The following is a 22,468-nucleotide window of genomic DNA, read 5'->3' as shown; positions in this document are numbered from 1 at the left end:
CGGTCGGTGGCGGCGGTGCCCCCACGGGCCGGCTTCCGGCCCTTTCGCGGATTCGAGGGTTTCTGGCGTCCGGCGCTCATTTCATCCCGTCCACGGGGCGGATGCGATGCCTGGGGAAGTGGGCTTCACCGAGGGCCTTTGGCAATCGGCCGATGACTGACCGGCCGCTGATCGCGGGCTCATTATTCCCGGCAGTTCCGTGACGGAGACAGAACCGGTGAGCCGCGTGTCGTGGGGCCGGACGGCATGACGAATGCCCGGGCCGGCGAGGTCCGGCCCGGGCATTGCCCGGTTGCGTCCGTCAGGATTGGCGTCCGTAGGGGTTGCGGGACACGCCCCCGCACCGCGGGGGCGGTCCGCTCAGGCGCGTCGGAAGGAGTCGAGGTGGGCGAATACCACGACGTTGTCGACGTAGTCCCTGACCTTTCTGTCGTAGGCGCCACCGCAGGTGATGATGCGGAGTTGTGCGGTCGGTACGTCGGCGTAGACCCGGTCGTTCGGGAACTTCGACTTGCTGAAGGTCTCGACGGTGTCGACCTTGAAGGTCGCGACCATGCCGTCCTCGCGGGTGATGTTGACGAGGCCGCCGGGCTTGAGGGATTCGAGTTGCATGAACACCGCGGGTCCGGTCTTGGTGTCGACGTGTCCCGCGATGATCGAGGAGCCGCGCTCGCCGGGCGTGGCACCTTCCTTGAACCATCCGACGAGGTTGTTGTCGCCGGCGGGCGGTGCTTCGAGCTGTCCGGTCGGGGTGATGCCGAGCTGGGTGAAGGGCGCGTCGACGGCGATGGTGGGGATCCGGATCCGCTTCGGCAGGGAGCGCGGCAGCGCCAGGCCCGCGGAGCCCTGGGAAGGAGTCGTGGCGGAGGCGTTCGCCCTGGGGGTGGCGGACGCGGCGGTGTGCTGGGCTTGCGGCTTGGGGTCTGCCGAGGTGTCCACGGAGTTGTAGACGAGCAGGGAACCCAGCAGAAAAGCTGCCGCGGACCACAACAGGCCACGCCCGACGGGACGGGTCGCGGGGGCGGTTCGGGAGGAGTGCTGTTTCGGCTGGGGCGGCGACTGCTGGGCGGTCATGTGCGGGTGCCTTTCATGAGCGGTACGGCGGCGGGGCGTGGGAGGTGCGATACGCAGTCGCCGCGGCCACCGTCCGCGAGGAACGGTGGCCGCGACGGCACTGCGGCCTCCGTACGGTCAGCCGGATCAGGCCGCCGCAGAGCCCGCGGCGTTGCGACGGCGCAGCATGTAGGCACCGGCGCCGAGGCCACCGAGCATCAGGACGGAACCGGCGGCCATGCCGCTGCCGGTGGCCATGCCGCCGCCACCGGTGTGGATGCCACCGTGCGGCTTGCGGTGGTCGCCGTAGCCGCCGTACCCGCCGTCACGCCCGTAGCCACCGTCACGCCCGTAGCCGCCGTAGCCACCGTCACGGCCGCCGCCGTCACGCCCGCCACCGTCACGTCCGTGGTCCCGGCCGCCGTCACGGCCGCCACCGTCACGTCCGTGGTCCCGGCCGCCGTCACGGCCGCCGCCGTCACGCCCGTGGTCGCGGCCGCCGTCACGGCCGCCACCGTCACGCCCGTGGCCGTCGCCGTAGCCGCCGCCCTGGTCCCAGTCACCGACGACGGTCCTGGCCATGAAGCCGCCACCGGTGTGCACGCCGCCGCTCGGCTTCCGCCTGTTGTCGCGGCAGTCCCGGTCGCGGCCGTAGTCACCGCGGTCACGGCCGTAGTCACCGCGGTCACGGCCGTGGTCACGGTCCCGACCGAAGTCACGTCCGTTGTCCCGGCCGTCGCGACCGTGGTCCCGACCGTTGTCGCGACCGTCCCGGCCGTTGTCGCGCCCGTCGCGACCGTTGTCCCGGCCGTCACGACCGTTGTCCCGGCCGTTGTCGCGACCGTTGCCGCGGCCGTCACGGCCGCCACCGTCACGCCCGCCGTCGCGGCCGTCGCGGCCGTGGTCCCGGCCGTAGTCGCAGTTCCTGTCGTGGTCGGAGGACGTGCCACTCGGAGTGGCGAGTTCCTCCATGATCATGGCATTTGCAGCGGGTGCGGAGATTGCCAGGGCTGCCGTGATGGCAGCCGAGGCAAACAGGGTGCGAGCAGTGCGCATGGGGAGAGGTTCCTTTCGGCGCGACTGCGAAGGCTGACTCTTTGTCGGCACATCGGATCGCAGTAGCGACGTGATCACCGTCAGCCGAATCGCGGCCTCGCACCACCGGAGAACGTCGCATTCGAGGGACCCCATGGGCTCTTCGGGTGGCGGAAGACGACGGATTCACCCGTTGGACGGCGCGCGTCGTCGGCGTGTCGCGCAACGAGTGGGCTAGGGGTCTCCGCGACGGGTGCGTACGCCGGATACTTCATCACTCAACAAGGGCGCGGCCCACGCCCGCCGACTGCCCGAACGGGCGCCTCTCCGCGACACGCCGACGGTCCGCAGTCGCCGCCCGGGGCCGGCAGCAGCCCCCACCGAACCGCTCGACTCACCGTGCGGTGACGGCCGATGAACGGCCCGTCGCAACCAACTCGCCTGAAGTGAAAGGGACTTCATCGATCGGGTCACGGTCGAGGGCGCACGGCGCTTCCCAACGAGCCGCCCGTACCGCCGTGTTCGCCACCGGGACACCTGGAGGCCGCTCACCTGAGGCCCGTGCCCGGCCCGAGGCCGCGCACCGGGGGGCGCTCACCGCTGGACCGGCGGACCCGCCCGGCGGTACGCCGTCGGTGGCGTGGACGGGGCCCGTCTCACCCGGGCGGCGGAACGCGTACGGACGTCCGGGTCACCGGGGTGGCGATACCGGGGCGCGCCGGTATTCTCCCGCCGCCCGCCCGTTCCCGTGCGCCACCGGGCGCCCGGCTGCGCCCTCCGTCGCGCGTCTCAGGTGGTGCTGTCCCGGAGCGCCTCGTCGACGATCGCCTCCAGACGGGCGTGGTGTGCGCCGCGCCAGTAGACCCGGCCGCAGGCGGTGCACTGGGCGAAGACGTCGTAGGTGCGCTGCGTGCCGTGTTCGAGGTGCTCGCGGACGGAGTCCTTGTCGGCGTCCGCCAGCTGGCCGTTGCACGCGGTGCAGCGCGTCCACGGGGCGAGTGCGGGCGCGAAGCGCTCCAGTACGTCCCGGAGTTGGTCCGCGGGCCGGTCGCTGTAGACGAACGCGCCGGCCCAGATCTCCCTTCGGCGCAGAAGCCCGCGGTCCCGTGAGAGCAGCACCCGCCGCTCGTCCGCCGACAGCGCGGCCAGGGCGGCGTCGCCGGGGTCCTCGTTGGTGTACGCCGCGTCGACGCCGAGCAGCCGCAGCCGGCGCGCGAGCGTGCCGAGGTGGACGTCGAGCAGGAACCGCAGCGGTGCGCCGGGGACGCGCTGGGGGCGCTCGACGGCCTGCACCTCGATGCCCTCGCCCGCGCTCGGGACGTGGGCGGCGGAGACCTCGACGCCGTCCACGACGAGCCGGCCGACCTCGGTGAGCGGGACGCCGAGCGACTCGACGACATGGCCGAGCGTCGACGACCCGTCGGTCACCACCGGCGTACCGGGGGTGCGGTGCTCCGCCGCGACGAAGACGTGCAGCTCAGGGGCGAAGCTGAAGGGAATTTCGGGACCGTTCACGCCGGCCAGCATGTCACCGTGCGGGCCGCGCCAGCCAGTGGATTCCCGCCGGTCACAGGCGTGCGGCACCGGGCGCGGAACGGCGGTCTGCCGGTGCGCGGCCGGAGCGGGCCGCGTACGGATCTGGCTACGTACGGACCGTAGCGGAGCGGACGCCGGATTGTGCGCCGTGGAGCAGGACCCGCTCCCCCGCCGCACCTAGCCTCACTGCCACCACATCACCAACATCACCAATGAGGGGCGGTACCGGTGAACTGGCTCATCCACGATTACCGCGAGAAGGATCTCGCCGAGGTGGTCCACCTGATCGACTCCACGGCCGAGCTCGGGCAGGAGTCCGTGTTCTCGCTCGCCGAGTGCATCAGCGCGCTGACCTCCCGGCAGCCCGCCGTGGTGGCCGTCCACCAGGGGGCGCCCATCGGTGCGGCGCTCGCGTGTGTCGCAGGTGAGCGGGGCTGGGTGATGCGGATCGCGATCTCCTCCGCCTGGCGCGGCCGCGGGCTGGCGAGCGCCCTGCTGGTGGAGCTGGAGCGGCGGCTGATGGCCGCCCGGGTGAGCCGGATCGCCTACGTACTGCCCGAGGAGGAGCTGCTCGGGGAGGGCCTGCTCAACGCGGGCTACACCCGTCAGCCCGCAGTGGCCTACTTCGAGAAGGTCGAGCCGCACCACGGGCCCGCGGCCGGCCTCCTGGAGGACCTCGGCGGCCGGTTCCTGCCGGCCGACCTCTGGTCGAAGGTGGCCGGCATGGAGGCGGAGAAGGACCTCATCGAGCGGCGGGTGGTGCTGCCGCTGGCGGAGCCGGAGCGGGCGGCCCGGCACGGGGTCCGACCGCCGCGGGCGGTCGCCCTGTTCGGCCCGCCGGGGACCGGGAAGACCACCTTCGCGCGGGGCATCGCCGCCCGGCTGGGCTGGCCGTTCGTCGAGCTGCTGCCGTCCCGACTGGCCGACGAGGGCAATCTCGCGAACGCGCTGCGCAGCGCGTTCGCCCGGATCGCGGAGCTGGAGCGGGTGCTGGTCTTCATCGACGAGGTCGAGGAGATCGCACCGGTCCGCAACGAGCCGGCGCAGCCCGGCGGACTGCACGGGGTGACCAACGAGCTGCTGAAGCTGATACCGGGCTTCCGGGAGCGCGACGAGCGGCTGCTGGTGTGCGCCACCAACTCCATCCGCTCGCTGGACCCGGCGTTCCTGCGGCCCGGCCGCTTCGACTATGTGATTCCGATCGGAACGCCGGACCCGGCGGCCCGCTCGGCGATCTGGTCGCGGTACACGGACGGGCGGGCCGAGGTGGATGTCGCGGCCCTGGTGGCGGCCAGCGAGCTGTTCACCCCGGCCGACATCGAGCACGCCGCGCGGATGGCGGCGCAGGCGTCGTTCGAGCGGGATCTGGAGGCGGTCGGGGTCGGCGCGGGTGCCCACGGGCGGCTCGGTGCGGGCACCCAGGACTATCTCGCCGCCCTCGACCGGTGCCGGCCGACGGTCACCCCGGCGATGATCGACGAGTTCACCGCGGACATCACGGCGCACGCCCGCTGCTGACACCGGTGCACTGCGAGAGGAGGACACCGCCGCCCGCGGCTCCTCCGCTGGGTCGATGCCGAGGACCGGGCTGGTACGTACGGTGCTGGTGAGGGCCGGGGGACGAACTTCCCGGGAATCATCGAGAGGGACGGGACCATACATGCCGGAGATTGTGGATCTGGGCGCTTACGGTGCGGACTTCACCGCGAACCCGTACAAGTACTACGCCAAGCTGCGGGCCCAGGGGCCGGTGCACCGGGTGCGCCTCCCCAACGGCCCGGACGTGTGGCTGGTCGTCGGGCACGAGGCGGTCCGCGGCGCCCTCACCGATCCCCGCCTGAGCAAGAACTGGCGGGCGTCCGGCCAGCTCGGCGACGGCGAGGAATCCGCGTTGTTCACCAACATGCTGGACGCGGACCCGCCGCACCACACCCGGCTGCGGAAGCTGGTGGCGAAGGAGTTCACCACGCGCCGGGTGGAGGCGCTCCGGCCGCGGGTGCAGCAGATCACCGACGAGCTGCTCGACGCGATGCTCGCCGCGCCGGACGGCCGGGCCGATCTCGTCGAGGCCCTCGCCTTCCCGTTGCCGATGACGGTGATCTGCGAGCTCATCGGCGTCCCCGCCATGGACCGGGAGGCGTTCCGCGGCTGGTCGAACGAGCTCGTCGCGCCGACCGGCGAGGAGGCGGCGTACGCGGCGAGCGTCGCGATGTCGGACTACCTCGTCGGGCTCATCGAGGCGCGCCGCAAGGACCCCGGTGAGGGCCTGCTCAGCGACCTGATCCGCACCAGCGACGAGGACGGTGACCAGCTCTCGCGGGAGGAGCTGGTCGGCACGGCCTTCCTGCTGCTGGTCGCCGGGCACGAGACGACGGTCAGTCTGCTGTCCAACGGCGTACGGGCGCTGCTCCAGCACCCGGCCCAACTGGCGGCGCTGCGCGCCGACTTCTCCCTCCTCGACAACGCCGTCGAGGAGATGCTGCGCTACGACGGGCCGGTGGAGACGGCGACCTGGCGGTTCAACGCCGAGCCGATCGAGATCGGCGGCACGTCGATCCCCGCCGGGGAGACGATCCTGGTCGCCCTGGCCTCCGCCTCCCGGGACCCGGACCGCTACAGCGCGGCCGACGACTTCGACATCACCCGTGACGCCCGCGGCCACGCCGCCTTCGGTCACGGCATCCACTTCTGCCTCGGCGCGCCACTGGCCCGGTTGGAGGCCCGGGTCGCCCTCCGGTCCCTGCTGGAGCGCTGCCCCGACCTCGCCCTGGACGTCGATCCGGAGGCCCTGACGTGGCGCACCGGGATGCTCATCCGGGGGACGGAGCAGCTGCCGGTCCGCTGGTAGAGCCGGGCCGGGGCACCACGACGGGCACCGGCCGGGCCCGCCACCACAGGGCCCGGCCGGTACCGCCGTCAGCAGCTCAGGTTGTCGCCGGGGGTGGTCCCGAGGATCTGGACGAAGTTCGTGTAGTTGTCGATCCGGCTCTGCACCTGGCCCGGGTTGCCGCCGTTGCACTCCAGGGAGCCGTTGATGCTGCGGATCGTCTCGCCGAAGCCCGCGCCGGTGACCATCGCGGTGTGCGGAGTCATCCGGCCCGGGCCGGTCTGGGTGTTCCAGTACCAGAGCGCGGTCTTCCAGGCGACGGCGGCGTCCTGCTCGACGAGGTACGGGTTGTGCAGCAGATCGATGCCCAACGCGTCGCCCGCCGCCTTGTAGTTGAAGTTCCAGCTGAGCTGGATCGGCCCACGCCCGTAATAGGCGGCCTGACCCGCCGGGCATCCGTAGGGCTGGGTGGCGTCGCAGTAGTGCGGGTAGTTGCCGGTGTTCTGCTCCACCACGTGGACCAGGCCACCGGTCTCGTGGCCGACGTTGGCGAGGAAGGCCGCGGCCTCCTGCCGCTTGACGGTGTCGCTCCCGGTGTTGGCGAACTCCGGGTAGGCGCTGAGCGCCGCGGTCAGCCCGCCGTACGTGTAGAACGGGTTCCGGTTCGGGAACATCTGGTTGAACTGCGCCTCGCTGACGACGAATCCCTCGGCGCGGGTGCCGCTGCCGGCCGGGGCCACGGCGCAGGACGGACAGTCCGCTGTCGCCGCGGCCGGGCCGGCCGGCACGACGAGGGCGAGGCCCACGGCAACGGTGGCGGCACTCAGCACCGCGGCAAGACGAGAACGCATGCGGAACTCCTTCGCGCGGCCGGTCTCCGGGCAGGGGAAGGCAGGCCGCTGTGGGGGGTAATTGCCTTACGGAGCCCGGGCGTCGGACATGCGCGGGCGAGGACGGCGGACGGGGCGCCACACCCACCGAGGACTGCGGTCTAGACCAACCTCAGGCTATGGGTGGTCGGTTGAGGTTGTCCATACCAATGCGGCGCCCTGTTGCCCGAGGACCTCGACGGGTCCCGGCGGCCATGTGCGAGAGTGACGCAATGATGCAAACGATCGGGCTCCTCGGGGGCATGAGCTGGGAGTCCACCGCCGAGTACTACCGCCTGCTCAACGAGCTGACGCGCGAGCGCCTGGGCGGGCTGCACTCCGCGCGCTGCGTGCTCTACTCGGTGGACTTCGCGGAGATCGAACGCCTGCAGGCCGAGGGCCGCTGGGAGCAGGCCGCCGAGATACTCGCCGAGGCGGCCGGAGCGCTGGAGTCAGCCGGCGTGGACATGCTGCTGATCTGCACCAACACCATGCACAAGGTGGCCGACGAGGTGGCCGCAGCGGTGAGCGTCCCGCTGCTCCACCTCGCCGACACCACGGCGGAAGCCGTGCGCGCACGCGGCCTGCGCCGGATCGGACTGCTGGGCACCGCCTTCACCATGGAGCAGGACTTCTACCGGGGACGCCTCGAACGCCACGGGCTGACCGTACTGGTGCCGGACGCCGCCGCGCGCGGCACCGTCCACCGGGTGATCTACGAGGAGCTGTGCCTCGGCGTGGTGCGCGAGGAGTCCCGCGCCGCGTACCGGGCCGTGATCGACGACCTCGTCGCCGCCGGCGCGGAGGGCATCGTGCTGGGGTGCACCGAGATCGAACTGCTCATCGGCCCCGAGCACAGCCCGGTGCCGGTCTTCCCGACCACCAGACTGCACGCCGAGGCCGCGGTCACCCGAGCCCTCCCGTCTGCCCAGTTGCCCGCGCCCTGACCCGCAACTCGTGCGCTCCGACAGATATTTGCGTCATGCCGAGGTTTGAAGTGGCGCCAGGTACTCTGACGTGGTGTCGCGTACCGAGTTAGAACGACTGGCCAGAATCCGGATGCAGGTCACCGGGGAGACTCTCGAACGCGCCATGGCCGTTCTCGCGGGACACGCAACCACCCCCGCGAGCGAACCGGAAGCCGGGGCCCCGGACGGATCCGGCGCCGACCCCGACGAGCGGGCCGAGCAGCCGGACGAGGCGGACCCGGCAGACACCTCCGACACCACCCCCGAGGCCACCGGACCGGCCCCCGACACCGGCCGGCCGGCCACCCCCGGCGCGGGCCACCCCGCTCGCCGCCGCAACCACCTGCGCGGCCTCTGACCGCCGAGGCCGGTCGCCCCGCCCCACCCGCCCGGGAGATCACCCGACGTGCCCGGAAAGCCGCGCCACCCGCCCGGCCCATTACCCCGTGAATCACCTGCGCTACACCACGTAAGCGCCTGGGCGCGGCCCCGAGCGCCGGCCGTGCGGGCGGTACGGCTCCCGCCGCGGCCTCACGGCCCCGGGGCGAGCGGCCGCGCCAGCATCGGCGTGCGGAGCATCTGGTGGCCGCCGCTCGCCAGCATGCGGACCTCGCCGCGATCGCTGATCTCCGCGCGCACGATTCCCGACTCGTCCTCGTAGACCGGAAACCCGCCGGCTCCCGCCCGCTCGGTTCGCCGGACGACCACCACGTCGTCCTCCACGGCCGGAGCCTGAAATACCAGCTCGTAGCGTTCCGGGTAATCCATCGGGGCCTCCCGATACGGCTCGGCGAGTGCTCCGGGCGACGCTCACCGCCACCGCCGCACACGCGTCGTTGCACCTCGGCTCTTCCATCGTGGCCCACCCGCGCCGAGCGCGCCTCAGGAGAACCGGGCGTCCGCCGCACAGCGAAACCTGACATTTGTCATGCGGACCGGGGATCAAGGTCGTTCTCAGGGTTGACGGCCCGGCGCGACGCCGCCACCAGAATCGTGACAGCCAAGATCAACGCGGGCCGCAAGCCCTGAACTGACGGAGAACCCATGCCCGTTCCCCCCACCCGCCACCGCCGAGTGCGGCTGGCCGCCACCGCCACCGCCGTCTTACTCGCACTGACGGTTCCGACCGCCGCCTCGGCCGCCACGACGACCGGCCGGCCCTCCTCCCCCGGCGCCGCGGCCCACCCCGACCGGGCCGGGCTCGACCGTGCGGCCCTGTCCCGGACGCTCAAGGCGTTCCACGACGCGGGGATGTACGGCGCCTACTCGGCGGTGCGGGACGGCACCGAGGAGTGGCAGGGCGCGGCAGGCGTCGCCGATGTCGGCACCGGGCGCCCCACCACGCCCCAGATGCGCCACCGCATCGGGAGCATCACCAAGTCCTTCACGGCAGTCGCCGTCCTCCAGGAGGTCGCCAAGGGGCGCATCGCGCTGGACGCGCCGATCGGCCGCTACCTGCCCGACCTGGTACCCGGGCAGCGGGGCCGGGCCGTCACGGTCCGGATGCTGCTCAACCACACCAGCGGCATCGGCGAGTACGCCCCGGCGATCTTCCCCACCCTGGAGAGCATCGAGGGCAACCGCTTCCACCAGTTCGACCCGCGCGAGCTGGCCCGGCTGGGCCTCGCCGCGAAGCCGACCGGCGAGCCGGGGCAGGCCCATCACTACGCCAACACCAATTACGTGCTCGCGGGCCTGCTGCTGCGCAAGGTCACCGGGCGGTCCCCGGAGGCGTACATCACCGACCACGTCATCCGGAAGGCCGGGCTGCGGCACACCTACTTCCCGCGCTCGCCTCAGCTCACCGGGCCGCACGCCATGATGTACGAGGCCGCGTACGGCCTCTTCCAGCCCCCGCGCGACTTCGCCGTCTACAACATGTCCTGGGCCGGCACGGCCGGCTCACTGGTGTCGACGATGGCCGACCTGAACCGCTTCTACCGTGCGCTGCTCGGCGGCGAACTGCTTCCCGCCGCCCAGCTGCGCCAGATGAAGACCACCGTGCCGATCGAAGGCAGCAAGGTGCGCTACGGCCTGGGCCTGTTCGAGATGCCGCTGCCCTGCGGGACGGTCTGGGGACACAACGGCCTGGTCCCCGGGGCCATGACCTGGTCCCTGTCCACCGCGGACGGCCGGCGCCAGATGTCCCTCGGCTTCAACCTGACGCGCTATCAGAAGTTGGACGCGCACGACAAGCCCCAGTACGGCCCGATAGACGCGGCCATGGACACGCACCTCGTCCAGGCGATGTGCGGAACGGGTGGCCACCTCCGGCCGGGGGCCTTCGGCGATCACCGCCGCTGACCGGGCGGCGGAGCCCCACTCCCGTGCGCTGTCACGGGAGCGGGGCGGGTCCGAGAAGCGCCAGCAGCTCGGATGATTACGGGCACCACCGTAAAGGCCACCACTGACAACGACGGTCCGACGAAGAACGGCGGCCCGCCCGCACGGCGCTCCGGCCCGCCACAATGGAGGGCACCCCACGGACGGCCCCTCACCCTTTCGAGGGGGAGAGCATCCTGGCGCGCAGCGACACGAGACGGCGGAGAGGGTGACCCCATGAAACCTCGGTTCTCCCTGGCGACGGTGGTCGTGGACTGCCCCGACGCACAGGCCCTTGCCGGCTTCTACCAGGCGCTGCTGGGGTGGGAGGTGAAACTCAGCGAAGCGGACTGGGTGCTGCTCCGGAACCCGGAAGGGGGCACCGGGCTCTCGTTCCAGTCCGAGCCGGACTACCGGCCACCGGTGTGGCCCGAACTCCCCGCGGAGCAGCAGAAGATGCTGCACCTCGACATCCGGGTCGACGACCTGGACGAGGCCGAGGCGTACGCCGTGGCGCTGGGAGCCGTCCGCGCCGCATGGCAACCGCAGGACGACGTGCGGGTGTTGTTGGCCCCGGCGGGCCACCCGTTCTGCCTGTTCCTCACGTGAGGCACGGGGCCCCCGCCCCGAGGCGCGGGCCCCGTACCGCACTTACCGCGGGTTGACCGCGGAGCGTGTGGGAATGGACACATGCGGGCAGCGAGCGACGCCGGCGGTCCGACGGTCGTGGCTGGTCAGGGAGTTGGGACGTCGCCCGGGCGGCATCGCTGAAGCCGGCGGCGGGCCGCCGGGCGCCGTATATGGAGAGGCATTGTCAGTGTCTGCCCCTAGCATTGCTCATATGTCCCCAACTCCTTCCGCGCATCCGCGCCTGCCCTCCCCTGCCTCCGAAGCCAACGAATCGATTCGCCGATTTGTGCGCGCCCGGCGCGGCCTGGCATGGACGTCGCAGGACATGGCGGAGTACGCGGTGCTGCTGGAGATCTGGACACTCGCGGTCCGCTCCGAGGTCGTCGAGGCGGCGTAGCCGGAGAACGGGGCGGGAACCGGAGAAGACGGCGGGGACCGGGGAAGCGGGCGGACGACTGCGGAGGCGGGGTCCCGGGCCGGGTGCCGGAGCGGCTCGCCACGGTGACGTCTGATTCCCGCCAGCCGTAGCGCCGGCGAAGCCACACACTCGACGTACGACACCCCTTCCGGCCCCGAGGCCGACCCACCGCCCCTCCCCTCCTCCCGCTCCGCACGGAGGCACCGCCCCATGTCCCCCGCGCCCCCTTCTTCTCCAGCCACCCCCTCCCCCCTCGTCCCCCACGACGCGGCCTCCGCGTACGGCGGCGACACCCTCCTCTCCCCCGCCCCGCACACCCCTCCGAACTCACCGCGCTCCTCGGCCTGTTGACCGCGGCCCGGCCCCGTATCCGCACCGTGGTCGTCGGGCACAGCCGGGACACCGCCTCGCGGGCGTCCGCGGCGGCCTTCGTCACGGCGTGGTCCGCGGCGGAGGAGCGGACGGTCCTCGCCACGGTGGACTGGCCGGAGACCGCCGCGTCCTGGCTGCGGCCGGCCACGCGGTTCGCCGCCGGGGAACCGGACGCCTGGGTCGTGGCCGCGGCCCCGCTCGGCTGGGCCCAGATGAGCCGCCGGCTCCGCCGGAGCACCACCTGGGACCCGGCCCGCACATACGGCTTCGCCGCGCTCGGCGACTCCCGTCTCCCCGCGCTGGCCGGTGCCGCCACGTTGCAGGGCATGCGCGGTGTCACCGCCGACGGCGGGGTCTGGACCCTCGACCGCGGCTGGCTCGTCCGGCACCTGCCGCCCCCGGCGCCCGACGCCCCCTGACGTGGCACGACGTGGCACGCTGTAAAGAGTCAGCGCGCAGAGGCAGGAGCACATGAGCACGCCACTTCCCGGCTTCGAGGACTTCGGGAGCGGCGCGGACAGCGGGCATCCCGGGGACAGCGGGCCATCCGGCGACTCCGCGCGACGCCCCGGCCCCCGCACCGCCGCTGCCACTTCCCCTCCAGCCCGCCGTGAGGTCGCCCCCGGTGCCGTCCACATCCCCGGCTGGCTGTCGCCGGCGCAGCAGCGCGAGCTGGTCAACGCCTGCCGTGGCTGGGCGCGGGGACCGGCCCCGATCCGGCACACCAAGCTCCCGCGCGGTGGGGTGATGTCCGTGCAGACCGTGTGCATCGGCTGGCACTGGCAGCCGTACGCGTACACCCGTACCGCCGACGATGTGAACGGTGCCCGAGTGGCCGCGTTCCCCTCCTGGATGGTGGAGCTGGGCCGCCGCGCGCTGGTCGAGGCGTATCAGGACGTGGCCGCGGGCGACGGCTACACCCCGGACACCGCCCTGATCAACTTCTACGACGGTCAGGCGAAGCTCGGCATGCACCAGGACAAGGAGGAGCGCTCGGCCGCACCGGTGGTCTCCCTCAGCGTCGGCGACACCTGTGTCTTCCGCTTCGGCAACACCGAGACGCGCACCAAGCCCTACACCGATGTCGAGCTGGCTTCGGGCGATCTGTTCGTCTTCGGTGGGGCGTCCCGCTTCGCGTACCACGGCGTGCCCAAGGTGCACCCCGGTACCGGCGACCCGGCAACCGGTCTGACCAGCGGCCGTCTCAACATCACCATGCGGGTGACCGGCCTCCCCGGCTGATCCAGTCGGCCGATCCCGTCGGCCAACCCCGCTCCCTGATCCGGCGGCCGCCACCATCGGCGGCCGCTTCCGTCGTCGTTGTCAGACCCCCGAGGCACACTGGAGTCATGTGCCGCAGCATCAAGACGCTCCGTCCGCCCACCACTCCCGAGGTCTCGGATGAGGACATCCGAGCCGCCGCCCTGCAGTACGTCCGCAAGGTCTCCGGCTTCCGTGCGCCCGCCGCGCACAACCGAGAGGTGTTCGATCACGCCGTGGACGCCGTGACGGCCGCGACCCGGGAGCTCCTCGACAACCTTCAGGTCCGCGGCGGCGCTCCCCGCCGGGAGGTGTCGCCTCCCCGCTAGGCACCGTCGGCCGACGCGCCGCCGCTCACCATTCGACCCAGGACTGCACCGGCAGGTGATCACTCGGAAACTGACCGTGCGCGGAGTAGGTGTTGATCGACGCGCGGCGCGTCCGCACCCCGGGCGAGGTGAGGATCCAGTCGATCCGGTCCCCGTCCCGCACCAGCGGCTGGTATCCGTGGAAGGTGGCGTACTGCGCGCTGCGCCGCTCGGCGGTGTCCCAGCTGTCGACCAGCGCCCCACCGTCCAGCATCGCCTCGTACACCGGATTCTTGTGCGCGGCGACATTGAAATCACCCGTGACGATCCGGGGCAGCGCGGCGTCCAGTCCGTGCAGCCGTTCGGTGATCAGGCCGGCGGACCGCTCCCGCGCGTACTGATGTGCATGATCGAGATGGGTGTTGAGCGCGTAGAACTCGCTCCCGTCGCGCAGATCGCGGAAGCGCACCCACGTCACCATCCGGATGACGGTGTTTCCCCAGGTCGACGAGCCGATCAGATACGGCGTATCGGACAGCCAGAAGTGGTCGTACTCAACCGGCGCGAGCCGCCGCACGTCATAGAAGATCGCCGCGAACTCGTCCTTGCTGCCCCCGGCCCGCCCGGTCCCCACCCAGTCGTAGTGCTCCCCCAGGTCTTCTGCGATATCGCGGAGCTGCCCGTACAGCCCCTCCTGCGTGCCGAGCAGCTGCGGGGCCGCGCGGCGCAGCAGGCTCCGCATCACAGGCCGGCGCTCGGCCCAGGAGTGCGGGCGGACGTCCGAGGCGTACCGCAGGTTGAACGTCATCACGCGCAGCGCCGGCCCGTCATCGGCGGCGTACGCGGTCCCCGCCCCGTACGCCGCCGACACCACCGGCCCCGCGACCGCCGCGGCAGCCACCGCCCGGACCGCGGACCGTCGGCTCAGCGGGGAAGCCTCGGCCGCCCGAGCAGCCCTGCCCCCGTCAGACGCTGAATCAACACCACCAGTCACAGCACCATCAGTCACGGCACCATCAGTCACGGCACCATCAGTCACAGCACCACCGGTCACAGCAACTCCGCTCAGTCAGCCAGTCGGTCAGCCAGCAGGCCACAGACTCTCGAACCTCGCGGTGCGCCGGAAATAGCCCTCGCAAGAAGCGTCTTGAAACCTTCCGGAGCCGAGCAGACCGACCGCCGGCCCTCCCCCGCTACCGGTCGCTCGCCGGCCCCCGCCAGTCCGCGTGCCGGATGCGCGCCAGCTCCCGTACCTCACCGAGCGTGGCCCACTCGTCCTTGCCCAGCCGCGACAACGGCTTCAGCTTGCTGACCTCGGGGTGCCCGTCGGACAGCACGTCCTCCGACACCACGGCATGCACCACCCGCCCGAACACGATCGTGGAGTCCCCGATGCCGATCGTCGTGTGCACCTCGCACTCCAGCGCCACCGGCGACGCCGCCACCCGCAGCGGCTTCACCCGCAGACTCGGCTCGGATTCGATCCCGACGGCCTCGAACTCGCTCACACCGTGCGGGAAATCGGTGCCGGTGTCATTGATCTGCTCAAAAAGCGACTCCGACGCAAAATTCACCACAAACTGCCCGGTAGCTTCGATATTCCGCAGGGTGTCCTTCCGCCCCACCGAGCTGAACTGCACAACGGGAGGCGCCACACTGGCAATCGTGAAGAACGAGTGCGGCGCGAGATTGTGCGTGCCGTCCGCCGAGGTGGTCGACACCCAGGCGATCGGCCGCGGCACCACGGTGGCGGTCAGCAGCCGGTAGAAGTCGTTGCGGGACATGACAGCGGGATCAAAGTCAGTACGCATGGGATCAGTATCCAGGTGCACCAGCGAGGGCCTACAGCGGATCTACCTCACCAGGCGACCCCTGAGTTCGAGGAAAGTGCCCGGTATCGGGAGCCACCGAGCACCAGGATCCGACACCGTGCCCACAGCAGCCCCCACCGTTTGGGAGGACTTCGAGGTCCCCGCCCACGCCCGCGGCGGTCACGTCACCCTCAACCTCCATGACCACGTGGCGGCCTACTCCCCCAAGCGCCCCGGCTCCTACCTGCGCATCTCCTCCGGCCGCTTCGGTCTCGAAGCCGGTGGCGATTGCCAGCTCGAAGATGCCCAAGACACCCGCGCCCGCCTGCGATGGGGCCCGTTCCCACGCGTCTACCGCGAGAACGACACCTCCGCTTTCAAGAAGCACAAGGTCGTCCGGCCCGACGGGTCCATCGACTGGATCGTCCTGCGTCCCGAGTTCCGTCAGCTCCTGGCCGACCTCGCCAACGGGGTCATCGACGGCGTGATCTTCGCCCTGTTTCAGGGCCGTGCAGACGGTGCCTGCGCGTGCTGGTCATGGCCGACCCCGGTCGGTGTGGAGGGCCAGGCGGGGGCACGCGGCGACGGCCCGGCGGGCGTGGGTGCGCAGCTGGTCGGGTACCGCCCGGTCTTTCAGGACGGGGTAACCCCATTCGTCGAGGTCGATCAGTTCGGGCAGGAGCTCGGCGCACAGGCCCTCGCCGGTGCAGGTGATGCGGTCGATGCGCAGGCTTCGGGTGCTGGTCATCGCCATGTCTCCGGAGGTGTTGCGGGTGGTACGGGAATGCGGGATGACAAGTGGGCGGCGGCGCAGGGGCCGTGGGTGAGGTGGTGGTCGACGTCGTCGGCGAAGGCATGTAGGGCGGAGGTGGCGAGACGGGCGGCGCCGTCGGGGTGGCGGCAGGCGCCGCGGCCGGGCAGCAGTCCGGCGCGACGGCGCAGGCGCGCCAGCAGGGCGGGGTCGGCTCGTCCGGCGGCCAGGGCGGTGAAGTCCTCGGCCACGGCGGGCAGCCCGAGACGGCAGGGGCCGCACTGGCGGGCGCTGTGGGCGGCCAGGTAGCCGAGCATCCGTGCCGTCTCGCTCACCGCGCAGGCTGCTCGGGGGAGCGCGATGAGGACCCCGGCACCGGGAGCGGCACCCAGCGGGGCGAGGGCGCGCCGGGCGAGCGGGGTGTCCAGATGCGCCGTCGGCAGCCAGGTGCCGGCGAAACCGCCGAGCAGGGCCGCCTGAAGGGGCTCGGTGGAGCCTCCGGCACGGTCCAGGAGCGTGGTGATCGGCGTGCCGAGCGCCACCTCCAGGACACCGGGGGCGGCGACGGCGCCGGAGACCGTGACGAGTGTGGTGCCGGGCTCGTCCGGAGTGCCTGCCTGCCGGTACCAGTCGGGTCCGTAGCGGGCGATGAGGGCGAGGTGGGCGAGCGTCTCTGCGTTGTTCACGAGCGTGGGGCGCCGGTCGACACCGCGCTCATGGGTGCGCGGCGGGCTGCCCTGCGGGCGGGCCGGGCCACCGCCCAGCCAGCGCACCAAAGAGGTCGACTCGCTGGAGACGTAGGTGTGGGGGAGGGCGTGCAGCCGCAGCCGGACCCGGTCGAGGCGGGCGCAGCGGCGCTCGTCCAGGGCCGCACCCAACTGCTGGCACTGGGCGGCGCGGTCGCGGGGCAGGCATACATGGACGGTGTCCGCGCCGACCGCGGCCGCGGCCAGCACGGCGCCGTCGAGCACGAGGTGGGGTGCGACGGCGCAGAGGGACTGGTCCTTGCGGCTGGCCGGTTCGCTCTCCATGGCGTTGACGACGACCACGGCGCGGCCGCGGCGTTCTGCCACGGCGCGCAGTTTGCGGGCGGTGGGGAAGCCCGCGCCGCCGCGCCCGGTGAGCCCGGCCGCCTCGACGGCCTCCACCAGCGCCATCCACGTGCGGCTGCCGGCCGCGGCCGGGAGGGGCGGCGGCCCGTGGCGCCCGAGGTGGTCGGGCAGGGTGGCCGGGCGCCCGGTGGCGTACCAGTCCGCCAGAAGTCGGGCGTCGCCGGGGGCGATTGAGAGGCGGAAGGGCGTGCGGGGCGCGGTGGCTGAGGGGTTCACCGGCCACCTCCCAGGACGATCGTGGTGGCGGCCGCACGCTGGGCCCAGCCGGGCTGCAACGGGCCGGTGGCGAGGAACGTGCCGAGCACGACCGGTATGGCGGCTGCGGCTGCGGCGGCCAGCAGGCGCCCGGTGATGCGGCCCGGGCCGGCCTTGGCCAGCCGCCACCACACGGCCGCCACCACCGCACCGAGGCATCCTGCGTAGATCCAGAGTTGCAGAGTCAGCCGGGTGTCGGTGCCGGTGCCGACGCCATGGAAGAGGGCGAGTGGCCAGGCCGCGTACGCCAGCCAGTGCACGGCCTTCCAGCGGCGCACGCGCAGACGCTGTCGCAGGGCGCTGGTGAGGAGCACCGCGAGCAGCAGGTCGGACGCGGCCGTGCCCAGCCCGAGCCAGAGCGGCCGGTACGCAGCCCCGAACGGCACCACCAGCACCGCCCACCCCAGGTGGACGAACGGGTCGAGCACCGCCGTCACCACGTGCACGGCGAGGAACACCAGCGTGAGCAGGGACAGGTTGCGGTGCAGCATGCCGATCTCGAACCGGCCGATGCGGTGGGGCGCGGCACGGCCACCGGAGGCGATGCCGAGGGCCACGGTGGCCGTGAGCAGCACCAGGGCGAGGGTGCCGCCCGCACGGCTGGCATACCAAAGGGGGCTGCCCGTGAGGGCCAGGGTCGTCATCGCGAGCCTCCTGGAGCGGGAGCGCTGGAGTCGAGAGGCCAGCCGCCGAGGCGAACGACGTGACCGTCGAGGCCGACCAGGCGAGCGGGCAACGCGGCGCCGCGCAGCCAGTCGACGGCCCGATCACCCAGCACGATCGCCGCCGTACTGGCGGTGTTGGCGTCCACGCACGTGGCCGCGGCGACGGTGACCGTGCGCCAGGCGGGGGTGGCTGGTTCTCCGGTGGCCGGGTCGACGATGTGGTGCAGGGTGCGACCGGCGCGTCGCCAGGTGCGCACGCGGATGCCGGAGGTGGCCAGTGCGCCGCCGGTGATGGCGACGGCGGGGCCGTGGTCCGCGGCGGGCCGGGCGTGGTCGTCGGCAAGGGCGATCCGCCAGCCGCCTTCCGGTGCCGGTCCGGCCGTCGCGAGGTCGCCGCCGAGGCTGACCAGAACGCCGCAGCCGGTGGCTGCGGCGGCGTTGCGGGCGGCACGGTCGGCGGCGAGGGCCTTGGCGGTCGCGCCCAGGTCGAGACGGGTGTGCGGGGGCAGGCACAGCCGTCGGGTGTGCGGGTCGAAGGCGATCCTGCACCATCCGGGGGCCGGTTGGGGCGGTGGCAGGGGATGGACGTCGTCGGGGCGCAGGGACGCGAAGGTGCGGTCGTAGCCGAGTGTGGCCATCGCTTGCCCGACGGTGGGGTCCACGGCCCCGTCGGTGAACTGTGCGGCCCGCAGCGCGGCCAGGAGGGCCTGGGCGAAGCATGCGCTGACCGTCGTCGGTGTGCCCGCGCTGAGGTTCACCCGGGTCAGTTCGGAGTCGTGGCGGAAGCGACTGCAGGCACGGTCGATGCTGGCCAGTTCGGTACGCAGGGTCACCTCTGCGGTGGGCAGGGCAGCTGGCTCGGTGACGAGCAGCGTGGCCGTGGTCCCGAGAGCCGGGAAGCTGAGTTCGGCGGGTGCCGGCTTCGGGGTGTCAGTGGTCATGACGCCCCCGTTGTGGTGTGTGGCATTTGCTGGGTGGGCGTGGGCGGCTGGGCCGGCGCCTTGGGCGCGGGCTTCGTGACGGGCGCTGCCCCCTCGCCGTCCGAGGTGCCCTCCTCGTTTCCCTTGGTCGTGGTGGACGTCGTCGGCGGGCTCGGCACGGACGGAGCCGGCGGTGCCGGGGAGGGAGAACTCCCGGGCATCAGATGGGTGTAGATGCCGCCGAGGGCGGCCGTCGCCGCTACGGCGGTGACGGCGAGCCACCGGGTGAGGCGCCGGGTCCGTCGCAGTCCGCGCTCGCGTGTGCGGGGGGAACCGGCCGGAGGGAGGGGCTGGTCGAAGTCGTCGGGTGAAGGTGCCATGGCAGCGGCTCCTGGTGAGGCGGCGGCCGGGATCGGCTGCGTGCACTTCCAGGCTGTGACCGCGGCATCCAGAAACTCGCTCACGTCTCTTTCAGGACTGGTAAAGATCTCGGTCACCGAGCAGCCGAGCAGCGTCAGCCCTGCGGCCCCAGCGGCAGTTCCAGCACGACGGTCAGCCCGCCGCCCGGGGTGTCCTCCAGCCGTGCCGTACCGCCGTTGGCCGTGACCAGCCGGTGGACGATGGCGAGACCCAGACCGGTGCCCTTGGCCTCCGGGTTGCCGAACCGGCGGAAGGCGACCGCCTTCGCCTCGGCGCTCATCCCGGGGCCGTCGTCCCGGACGCGCACCCGGACCAGACCCTTGGCCGACCGATGGTCGAGCGTCACGCTCCCGCCCTCGGACACCGCCTCCACAGCGTTGGCGATGAGGTTGTCGAGGACCTGTTCCAGGTGGCCCGCACCGAGCGCGGCGGACAGGCTGGGTCCGTGCGTGGCGGTCAGCCGTACGCCGCGTTCCTCGGCCACCGGTGCCCAGGCCGCCACCCGCTCGGCCACCACCTCGTCGACCCGGACGGCGACCGGCCGGGGCGTCGCCTGCTCGGCGCGCGCGACCGCGAGCAGCCCGTCGACCAGCCGGGACAACCGAAGGATCTCCTCCTGCGCGGAGGCCAGCTCAGGGGCGGTGTCGCCCTCCGCCCCGGCGGCGAGGACATCGAGCCGCAGCCGCAGCGCGGCCAGCGGGGTCCGCAACTGGTGGGACACCTCGGCGAGCACCGCCCGGTGACCGTGCACCAGCGCCTCCATACGGGCCGCCATGGTGTTGAAGGTGGCGGCGAGCCGGCGGACCTCCGGCGGTCCGCCGCCGACCTCGGCCCGCTCGTCAAGGGCGCCCTCACCCAGCCGCCGGGCGCTGGCGTCCAGCCTCGACAGCGGGCGGCCGACCCAGCGGGCCAGGCGGACGGACAGCACCACGGAAGCGGCCAGCCCCGCCGCGCCGATCGCGGCGGACCAGCCCCAGAGGGCCGCGATCCGGGCGTCGAGCGGGGCCGCGGAGCGGGCCAGGACGACCGCGCCGGAGGGGCTGCGCACCTCACCGGCCGGCTCCGCGGTCAGCAGCCGGCCCTCGTTCTCCGGCGGCTCGGGCTCGTGTCCGGACACGACCTCCTCCGCCAGTTCCTCCGCCTCCCGGCCCTGGGCCGCCGCACAGGGAGTACTGGCCACCAGCCGTGCGGAGGCGTCGTACACGGCTGCGCAATCCCCCGCGCGGGCCGCGGCAGCCAGCTCCTGGCGCATGGCGGTGGCGGGTTTGCGGTCGGAGAGGTGTTCCTCGGCGGCCGCGGCGATCACCCGGGTGGCCGCCCGCTGGCTGTCGCGGAAGGCGACCCGCTCGCGGGCCGTCATCGACACCGCCAGCGGTACGACCGCCAGCACCAGCAGCACAGAGGTCAGGACCAGGAGCGTCCAGGTGATCCGGCGGGTCACGACCGTTCCCTGGGCTCCTGGACCGCCCCGAGCCGGAACCCGTGCCCGTAGACGGTCTCGATCAGCCCCGGCACGCCGAGCTTGCGGCGCAGCGCCGCGACATGCACGTCCACCACCTTGGTCGGGCCGTACCAGTCGGCGTCCCACGCCCGCTCCAGGATCTGCTGGCGGCTCACCACCCGCCCGGGGTCGGCAGTCAAACACTCCAGGATGCCGAACTCCTTCGGCGTCAGCGCGACCACGCGGCCGTCGACCGAGACCTGCCGGGTGCGCAGGTCGAGCGTGAGCGGCCCGTGCCGTACGGCCTCCGGTTCCGCCGGGCGCCGGCGGCGCAGCACGGCCCGCATACGTGCGAGCAGCTCGGCCAGCCCGAACGGTTTGACCAAGTAGTCGTCGGCGCCCTCGTCCAGGGCCACCACCCGGTCCGCCTCCTCACCCCGCGCGGTGACGGCGATGATCGCGGCGTCCGAGCGCGCCCGCAGCCTCCGGCACACCTCGACGCCGTCGACGTCGGGCAGCCCCAGATCGAGCAGCACTACATCGGGGCTGGGCGCGGACAGCGCCGCACGCCCGGTACGGACGCCCTCGACCGCGTAGCCGGCCTGCCGCAGACCGCGCACCAACGACTCCGCGATGCCCCTGTCGTCCTCGACGACCAGCACCCGTGTCCCGTCGGCCACGCCGGTGTCCCTGGCGCTCATGCGCGATGCCTGTCCTCCCTGGCGGTGGACCGCTGTCTGTTCCCGACATCCAGCCTGCCTCTGGCGCTGGATGCGACGGCAGGGCCGTTCGTCCCCGGATCGCGCTGCGGCACGTTTGTACGGCATCGAGGTGGGGGGCGCCCATAGGGCAGACGTATGCCGATGGGACGTGTGGGAAGTGCACTTCGAGGTCGGCGACGGCTTTCCACGGTTGTGGTCGGCGAGCAGCCTAAGTACTGGATGCGTCCTTGCAGGCGGTGCGGCAGTGGGTGATCGTCAAGGCTGCGGCAGCCTCCTGCGGGGTTGTCCCTTCCGTACGTCGCCGTGGTGTGCGCGGCGAGGCACCCGTCGCACCTCTTGCTCGCGGCGATGGCGAAAGCGCAACCGGCCCGCCTCCCATCGTCCTGCCCGTACCGCTACACGTTCCATGCTGGCCGCAGTGCGGTCGTTGTGCGACGCGATACAGGGAGACAGGTTCGCCTCCCCCGCACGGCCCCCGGGCGGGTTCCGGTAGGCACATGCAGCGTCGGCCGGCGTGGGGGGTGTGACCGTGGCAGGAACCCGGCGTGCTTCCTTGCCGGATGCGCATTCGTCCGTACCGTTCGGCTCGCCGTTTCGCGTCATGACTGCTTGAGAATGGTTTGTCACGAGATGTGGTGGTCAGAAGTGGGAGCGTGCGTTCGCCCGCCGTTCTTCACCGAATTCATGGGTGGGCACCGGCCACTCTTGCACCGAGCGCCGGGCACTGGGCGACGCCACGGTGGCCGGTCCGCTTGACCGCCGCGGTGCCCCTC

At 72.4% G+C, this 22,468-nt stretch carries 24 protein-coding genes; 10 read left to right on the top strand and 14 right to left on the bottom strand.

All coding sequences use genetic code 11. The features are described from left to right. Nucleotides 1-360: 360 nt before the first annotated feature. From SL103_RS17795 to SL103_RS17785, 3 genes are all read right to left on the bottom strand, one after another. The gene (locus SL103_RS17795; protein ID WP_069569993.1) at nucleotides 361-1,074 is read right to left on the bottom strand and encodes a class F sortase; all 714 of its coding nucleotides are present in this window, start codon (nucleotides 1,072-1,074) and stop codon (nucleotides 361-363) included. A gap of 126 nt (nucleotides 1,075-1,200) precedes the next feature. Beyond that, nucleotides 1,201-2,109, bottom strand: coding sequence for a hypothetical protein (locus SL103_RS38360; protein ID WP_164492831.1), 909 nt, complete (start codon nucleotides 2,107-2,109; stop codon nucleotides 1,201-1,203). Between the two features lie 768 nt (nucleotides 2,110-2,877). Beyond that, nucleotides 2,878-3,603 (bottom strand): Mut7-C RNAse domain-containing protein, encoded by a 726-nt coding sequence (locus SL103_RS17785; RefSeq protein ID WP_069573851.1) that lies wholly within the window; start codon nucleotides 3,601-3,603, stop codon nucleotides 2,878-2,880. Between the two features lie 249 nt (nucleotides 3,604-3,852). Here SL103_RS17785 and SL103_RS17780 point away from each other — a divergent pair, with 249 nt between their 5' ends. Next, nucleotides 3,853-5,142: an ATP-binding protein gene (locus SL103_RS17780; protein ID WP_069569991.1), complete on the top strand. Its 1,290-nt coding sequence runs from the start codon at nucleotides 3,853-3,855 to the stop codon at nucleotides 5,140-5,142. Between the two features lie 142 nt (nucleotides 5,143-5,284). Beyond that, nucleotides 5,285-6,472: a cytochrome P450 family protein gene (locus tag SL103_RS17775; RefSeq protein ID WP_069569990.1), complete on the top strand. Its 1,188-nt coding sequence runs from the start codon at nucleotides 5,285-5,287 to the stop codon at nucleotides 6,470-6,472. A gap of 68 nt (nucleotides 6,473-6,540) precedes the next feature. Here the strand turns inward: SL103_RS17775 and SL103_RS17770 are convergent, their stop codons facing one another. Further along, complete coding sequence (locus tag SL103_RS17770; protein ID WP_069569989.1) at nucleotides 6,541-7,302, bottom strand: chitinase; 762 nt, start codon at nucleotides 7,300-7,302, stop codon at nucleotides 6,541-6,543. 254 nt (nucleotides 7,303-7,556) lie between these two features. Here SL103_RS17770 and SL103_RS17765 point away from each other — a divergent pair, with 254 nt between their 5' ends. Both SL103_RS17765 and SL103_RS17760 read left to right on the top strand, forming a co-directional pair. Continuing rightward, complete coding sequence (locus tag SL103_RS17765) at nucleotides 7,557-8,267, top strand: aspartate/glutamate racemase family protein (protein ID WP_069569988.1); 711 nt, start codon at nucleotides 7,557-7,559, stop codon at nucleotides 8,265-8,267. A gap of 112 nt (nucleotides 8,268-8,379) precedes the next feature. After that, nucleotides 8,380-8,646 carry a hypothetical protein gene (locus tag SL103_RS17760; protein WP_069569987.1) on the top strand — a complete coding sequence of 89 codons (267 nt, stop codon included), beginning with the start codon at nucleotides 8,380-8,382 and terminating at the stop codon, nucleotides 8,644-8,646. A 173-nt stretch (nucleotides 8,647-8,819) separates the two neighbouring features. Here the strand turns inward: SL103_RS17760 and SL103_RS17755 are convergent, their stop codons facing one another. Further along, nucleotides 8,820-9,056, bottom strand: a complete 237-nt coding sequence (locus SL103_RS17755; protein ID WP_033271021.1) for a DUF6296 family protein — start codon at nucleotides 9,054-9,056, stop codon at nucleotides 8,820-8,822. 276 nt (nucleotides 9,057-9,332) lie between these two features. Between SL103_RS17755 and SL103_RS17750 the strand changes: the two genes are divergently transcribed. From SL103_RS17750 to SL103_RS17730, 6 genes are all read left to right on the top strand, one after another. Next, nucleotides 9,333-10,592 carry a serine hydrolase domain-containing protein gene (locus tag SL103_RS17750; protein ID WP_079145805.1) on the top strand — a complete coding sequence of 420 codons (1,260 nt, stop codon included), beginning with the start codon at nucleotides 9,333-9,335 and terminating at the stop codon, nucleotides 10,590-10,592. 255 nt (nucleotides 10,593-10,847) lie between these two features. Further along, nucleotides 10,848-11,219, top strand: a complete 372-nt coding sequence (locus tag SL103_RS17745) for a VOC family protein (RefSeq protein ID WP_069569986.1) — start codon at nucleotides 10,848-10,850, stop codon at nucleotides 11,217-11,219. 232 nt (nucleotides 11,220-11,451) lie between these two features. Then, the gene (locus tag SL103_RS37305; RefSeq protein ID WP_104531181.1) at nucleotides 11,452-11,637 is read left to right on the top strand and encodes a hypothetical protein; all 186 of its coding nucleotides are present in this window, start codon (nucleotides 11,452-11,454) and stop codon (nucleotides 11,635-11,637) included. Between the two features lie 368 nt (nucleotides 11,638-12,005). Next, a complete protein-coding gene (locus tag SL103_RS17740; protein WP_244303945.1) occupies nucleotides 12,006-12,449 on the top strand; it encodes a hypothetical protein in 444 nt (147 codons plus the stop codon). Between the two features lie 52 nt (nucleotides 12,450-12,501). Further along, nucleotides 12,502-13,272 carry an alpha-ketoglutarate-dependent dioxygenase AlkB family protein gene (locus tag SL103_RS17735; protein WP_079145804.1) on the top strand — a complete coding sequence of 257 codons (771 nt, stop codon included), beginning with the start codon at nucleotides 12,502-12,504 and terminating at the stop codon, nucleotides 13,270-13,272. A gap of 107 nt (nucleotides 13,273-13,379) precedes the next feature. Next, on the top strand, nucleotides 13,380-13,619 hold the full coding sequence (locus SL103_RS17730; RefSeq protein ID WP_069569985.1) for a DUF2277 domain-containing protein: 240 nt from the start codon (nucleotides 13,380-13,382) through the stop codon (nucleotides 13,617-13,619). 25 nt (nucleotides 13,620-13,644) lie between these two features. On the opposite strand, the gene SL103_RS17725 is transcribed toward SL103_RS17730, so the two are convergent. The 9 genes from SL103_RS17725 to SL103_RS17685 all read right to left on the bottom strand — a co-directional run bounded on the left by SL103_RS17725 (nucleotide 13,645) and on the right by SL103_RS17685 (nucleotide 21,674). Continuing rightward, nucleotides 13,645-14,499 (bottom strand): endonuclease/exonuclease/phosphatase family protein, encoded by an 855-nt coding sequence (locus SL103_RS17725; protein WP_079145803.1) that lies wholly within the window; start codon nucleotides 14,497-14,499, stop codon nucleotides 13,645-13,647. Nucleotides 14,500-14,791: 292 nt separating this feature from the next. Then, nucleotides 14,792-15,409: a flavin reductase family protein gene (locus tag SL103_RS17720; protein WP_069569984.1), complete on the bottom strand. Its 618-nt coding sequence runs from the start codon at nucleotides 15,407-15,409 to the stop codon at nucleotides 14,792-14,794. 535 nt (nucleotides 15,410-15,944) lie between these two features. Then, a complete protein-coding gene (locus tag SL103_RS17715; protein ID WP_069569983.1) occupies nucleotides 15,945-16,157 on the bottom strand; it encodes a ferredoxin in 213 nt (70 codons plus the stop codon). Beyond that, nucleotides 16,154-17,488, bottom strand: a complete 1,335-nt coding sequence (locus SL103_RS17710; RefSeq protein WP_079145802.1) for an NADH-ubiquinone oxidoreductase-F iron-sulfur binding region domain-containing protein — start codon at nucleotides 17,486-17,488, stop codon at nucleotides 16,154-16,156. The genes SL103_RS17715 and SL103_RS17710 overlap by 4 nt, the downstream gene beginning before the upstream one ends. After that, nucleotides 17,485-18,171, bottom strand: a complete 687-nt coding sequence (locus tag SL103_RS17705) for a ferric reductase-like transmembrane domain-containing protein (RefSeq protein ID WP_069569982.1) — start codon at nucleotides 18,169-18,171, stop codon at nucleotides 17,485-17,487. The genes SL103_RS17710 and SL103_RS17705 overlap by 4 nt, the downstream gene beginning before the upstream one ends. Beyond that, nucleotides 18,168-19,133 carry an FAD:protein FMN transferase gene (locus SL103_RS17700; protein ID WP_069569981.1) on the bottom strand — a complete coding sequence of 322 codons (966 nt, stop codon included), beginning with the start codon at nucleotides 19,131-19,133 and terminating at the stop codon, nucleotides 18,168-18,170. The genes SL103_RS17705 and SL103_RS17700 overlap by 4 nt, the downstream gene beginning before the upstream one ends. Then, complete coding sequence (locus SL103_RS37900; protein WP_079145801.1) at nucleotides 19,130-19,492, bottom strand: hypothetical protein; 363 nt, start codon at nucleotides 19,490-19,492, stop codon at nucleotides 19,130-19,132. The genes SL103_RS17700 and SL103_RS37900 overlap by 4 nt, the downstream gene beginning before the upstream one ends. 134 nt (nucleotides 19,493-19,626) lie before the next feature. Beyond that, a complete protein-coding gene (locus SL103_RS17690) occupies nucleotides 19,627-20,973 on the bottom strand; it encodes a sensor histidine kinase (protein ID WP_069569979.1) in 1,347 nt (448 codons plus the stop codon). Further along, nucleotides 20,970-21,674, bottom strand: a complete 705-nt coding sequence (locus tag SL103_RS17685; protein WP_069569978.1) for a response regulator transcription factor — start codon at nucleotides 21,672-21,674, stop codon at nucleotides 20,970-20,972. Before SL103_RS17685 ends, SL103_RS17690 begins: the two co-directional genes overlap by 4 nt. Nucleotides 21,675-22,468 lie beyond the last annotated feature (794 nt).

Origin of the sequence: Streptomyces lydicus (assembly GCF_001729485.1) — a bacterium.
GTDB lineage: Bacteria > Actinomycetota > Actinomycetes > Streptomycetales > Streptomycetaceae > Streptomyces > Streptomyces lydicus_D.
The sequence above is the reverse complement of the archived record's forward strand: the minus strand, read 5'-3'. Positions and strand labels throughout refer to the sequence as shown.

Bases quoted from the DNA above. Each gene is read 5' to 3' on its own strand.
- SL103_RS17795 (WP_069569993.1), bottom strand. From the start codon at position 1,074: ATGACCGCCCAGCAGTCGCCGCCCCAGCCGAAACAGCACTCCTCCCGA.
- SL103_RS38360 (WP_164492831.1), bottom strand. From the start codon at position 2,109: ATGCGCACTGCTCGCACCCTGTTTGCCTCGGCTGCCATCACGGCAGCC.
- SL103_RS17775 (WP_069569990.1), top strand. From the start codon at position 5,285: ATGCCGGAGATTGTGGATCTGGGCGCTTACGGTGCGGACTTCACCGCG.
- SL103_RS17770 (WP_069569989.1), bottom strand. From the start codon at position 7,302: ATGCGTTCTCGTCTTGCCGCGGTGCTGAGTGCCGCCACCGTTGCCGTG.
- SL103_RS17765 (WP_069569988.1), top strand. From the start codon at position 7,557: ATGCAAACGATCGGGCTCCTCGGGGGCATGAGCTGGGAGTCCACCGCC.
- SL103_RS17760 (WP_069569987.1), top strand. From the start codon at position 8,380: ATGCAGGTCACCGGGGAGACTCTCGAACGCGCCATGGCCGTTCTCGCG.
- SL103_RS17755 (WP_033271021.1), bottom strand. From the start codon at position 9,056: ATGGATTACCCGGAACGCTACGAGCTGGTATTTCAGGCTCCGGCCGTG.
- SL103_RS17750 (WP_079145805.1), top strand. From the start codon at position 9,333: ATGCCCGTTCCCCCCACCCGCCACCGCCGAGTGCGGCTGGCCGCCACC.
- SL103_RS17745 (WP_069569986.1), top strand. From the start codon at position 10,848: ATGAAACCTCGGTTCTCCCTGGCGACGGTGGTCGTGGACTGCCCCGAC.
- SL103_RS37305 (WP_104531181.1), top strand. From the start codon at position 11,452: ATGTCCCCAACTCCTTCCGCGCATCCGCGCCTGCCCTCCCCTGCCTCC.
- SL103_RS17735 (WP_079145804.1), top strand. From the start codon at position 12,502: ATGAGCACGCCACTTCCCGGCTTCGAGGACTTCGGGAGCGGCGCGGAC.
- SL103_RS17730 (WP_069569985.1), top strand. From the start codon at position 13,380: ATGTGCCGCAGCATCAAGACGCTCCGTCCGCCCACCACTCCCGAGGTC.
- SL103_RS17720 (WP_069569984.1), bottom strand. From the start codon at position 15,409: ATGCGTACTGACTTTGATCCCGCTGTCATGTCCCGCAACGACTTCTAC.
- SL103_RS17715 (WP_069569983.1), bottom strand. From the start codon at position 16,157: ATGACCAGCACCCGAAGCCTGCGCATCGACCGCATCACCTGCACCGGC.
- SL103_RS17705 (WP_069569982.1), bottom strand. From the start codon at position 18,171: ATGACGACCCTGGCCCTCACGGGCAGCCCCCTTTGGTATGCCAGCCGT.
- SL103_RS17700 (WP_069569981.1), bottom strand. From the start codon at position 19,133: ATGACCACTGACACCCCGAAGCCGGCACCCGCCGAACTCAGCTTCCCG.
- SL103_RS37900 (WP_079145801.1), bottom strand. From the start codon at position 19,492: ATGGCACCTTCACCCGACGACTTCGACCAGCCCCTCCCTCCGGCCGGT.
- SL103_RS17685 (WP_069569978.1), bottom strand. From the start codon at position 21,674: ATGAGCGCCAGGGACACCGGCGTGGCCGACGGGACACGGGTGCTGGTC.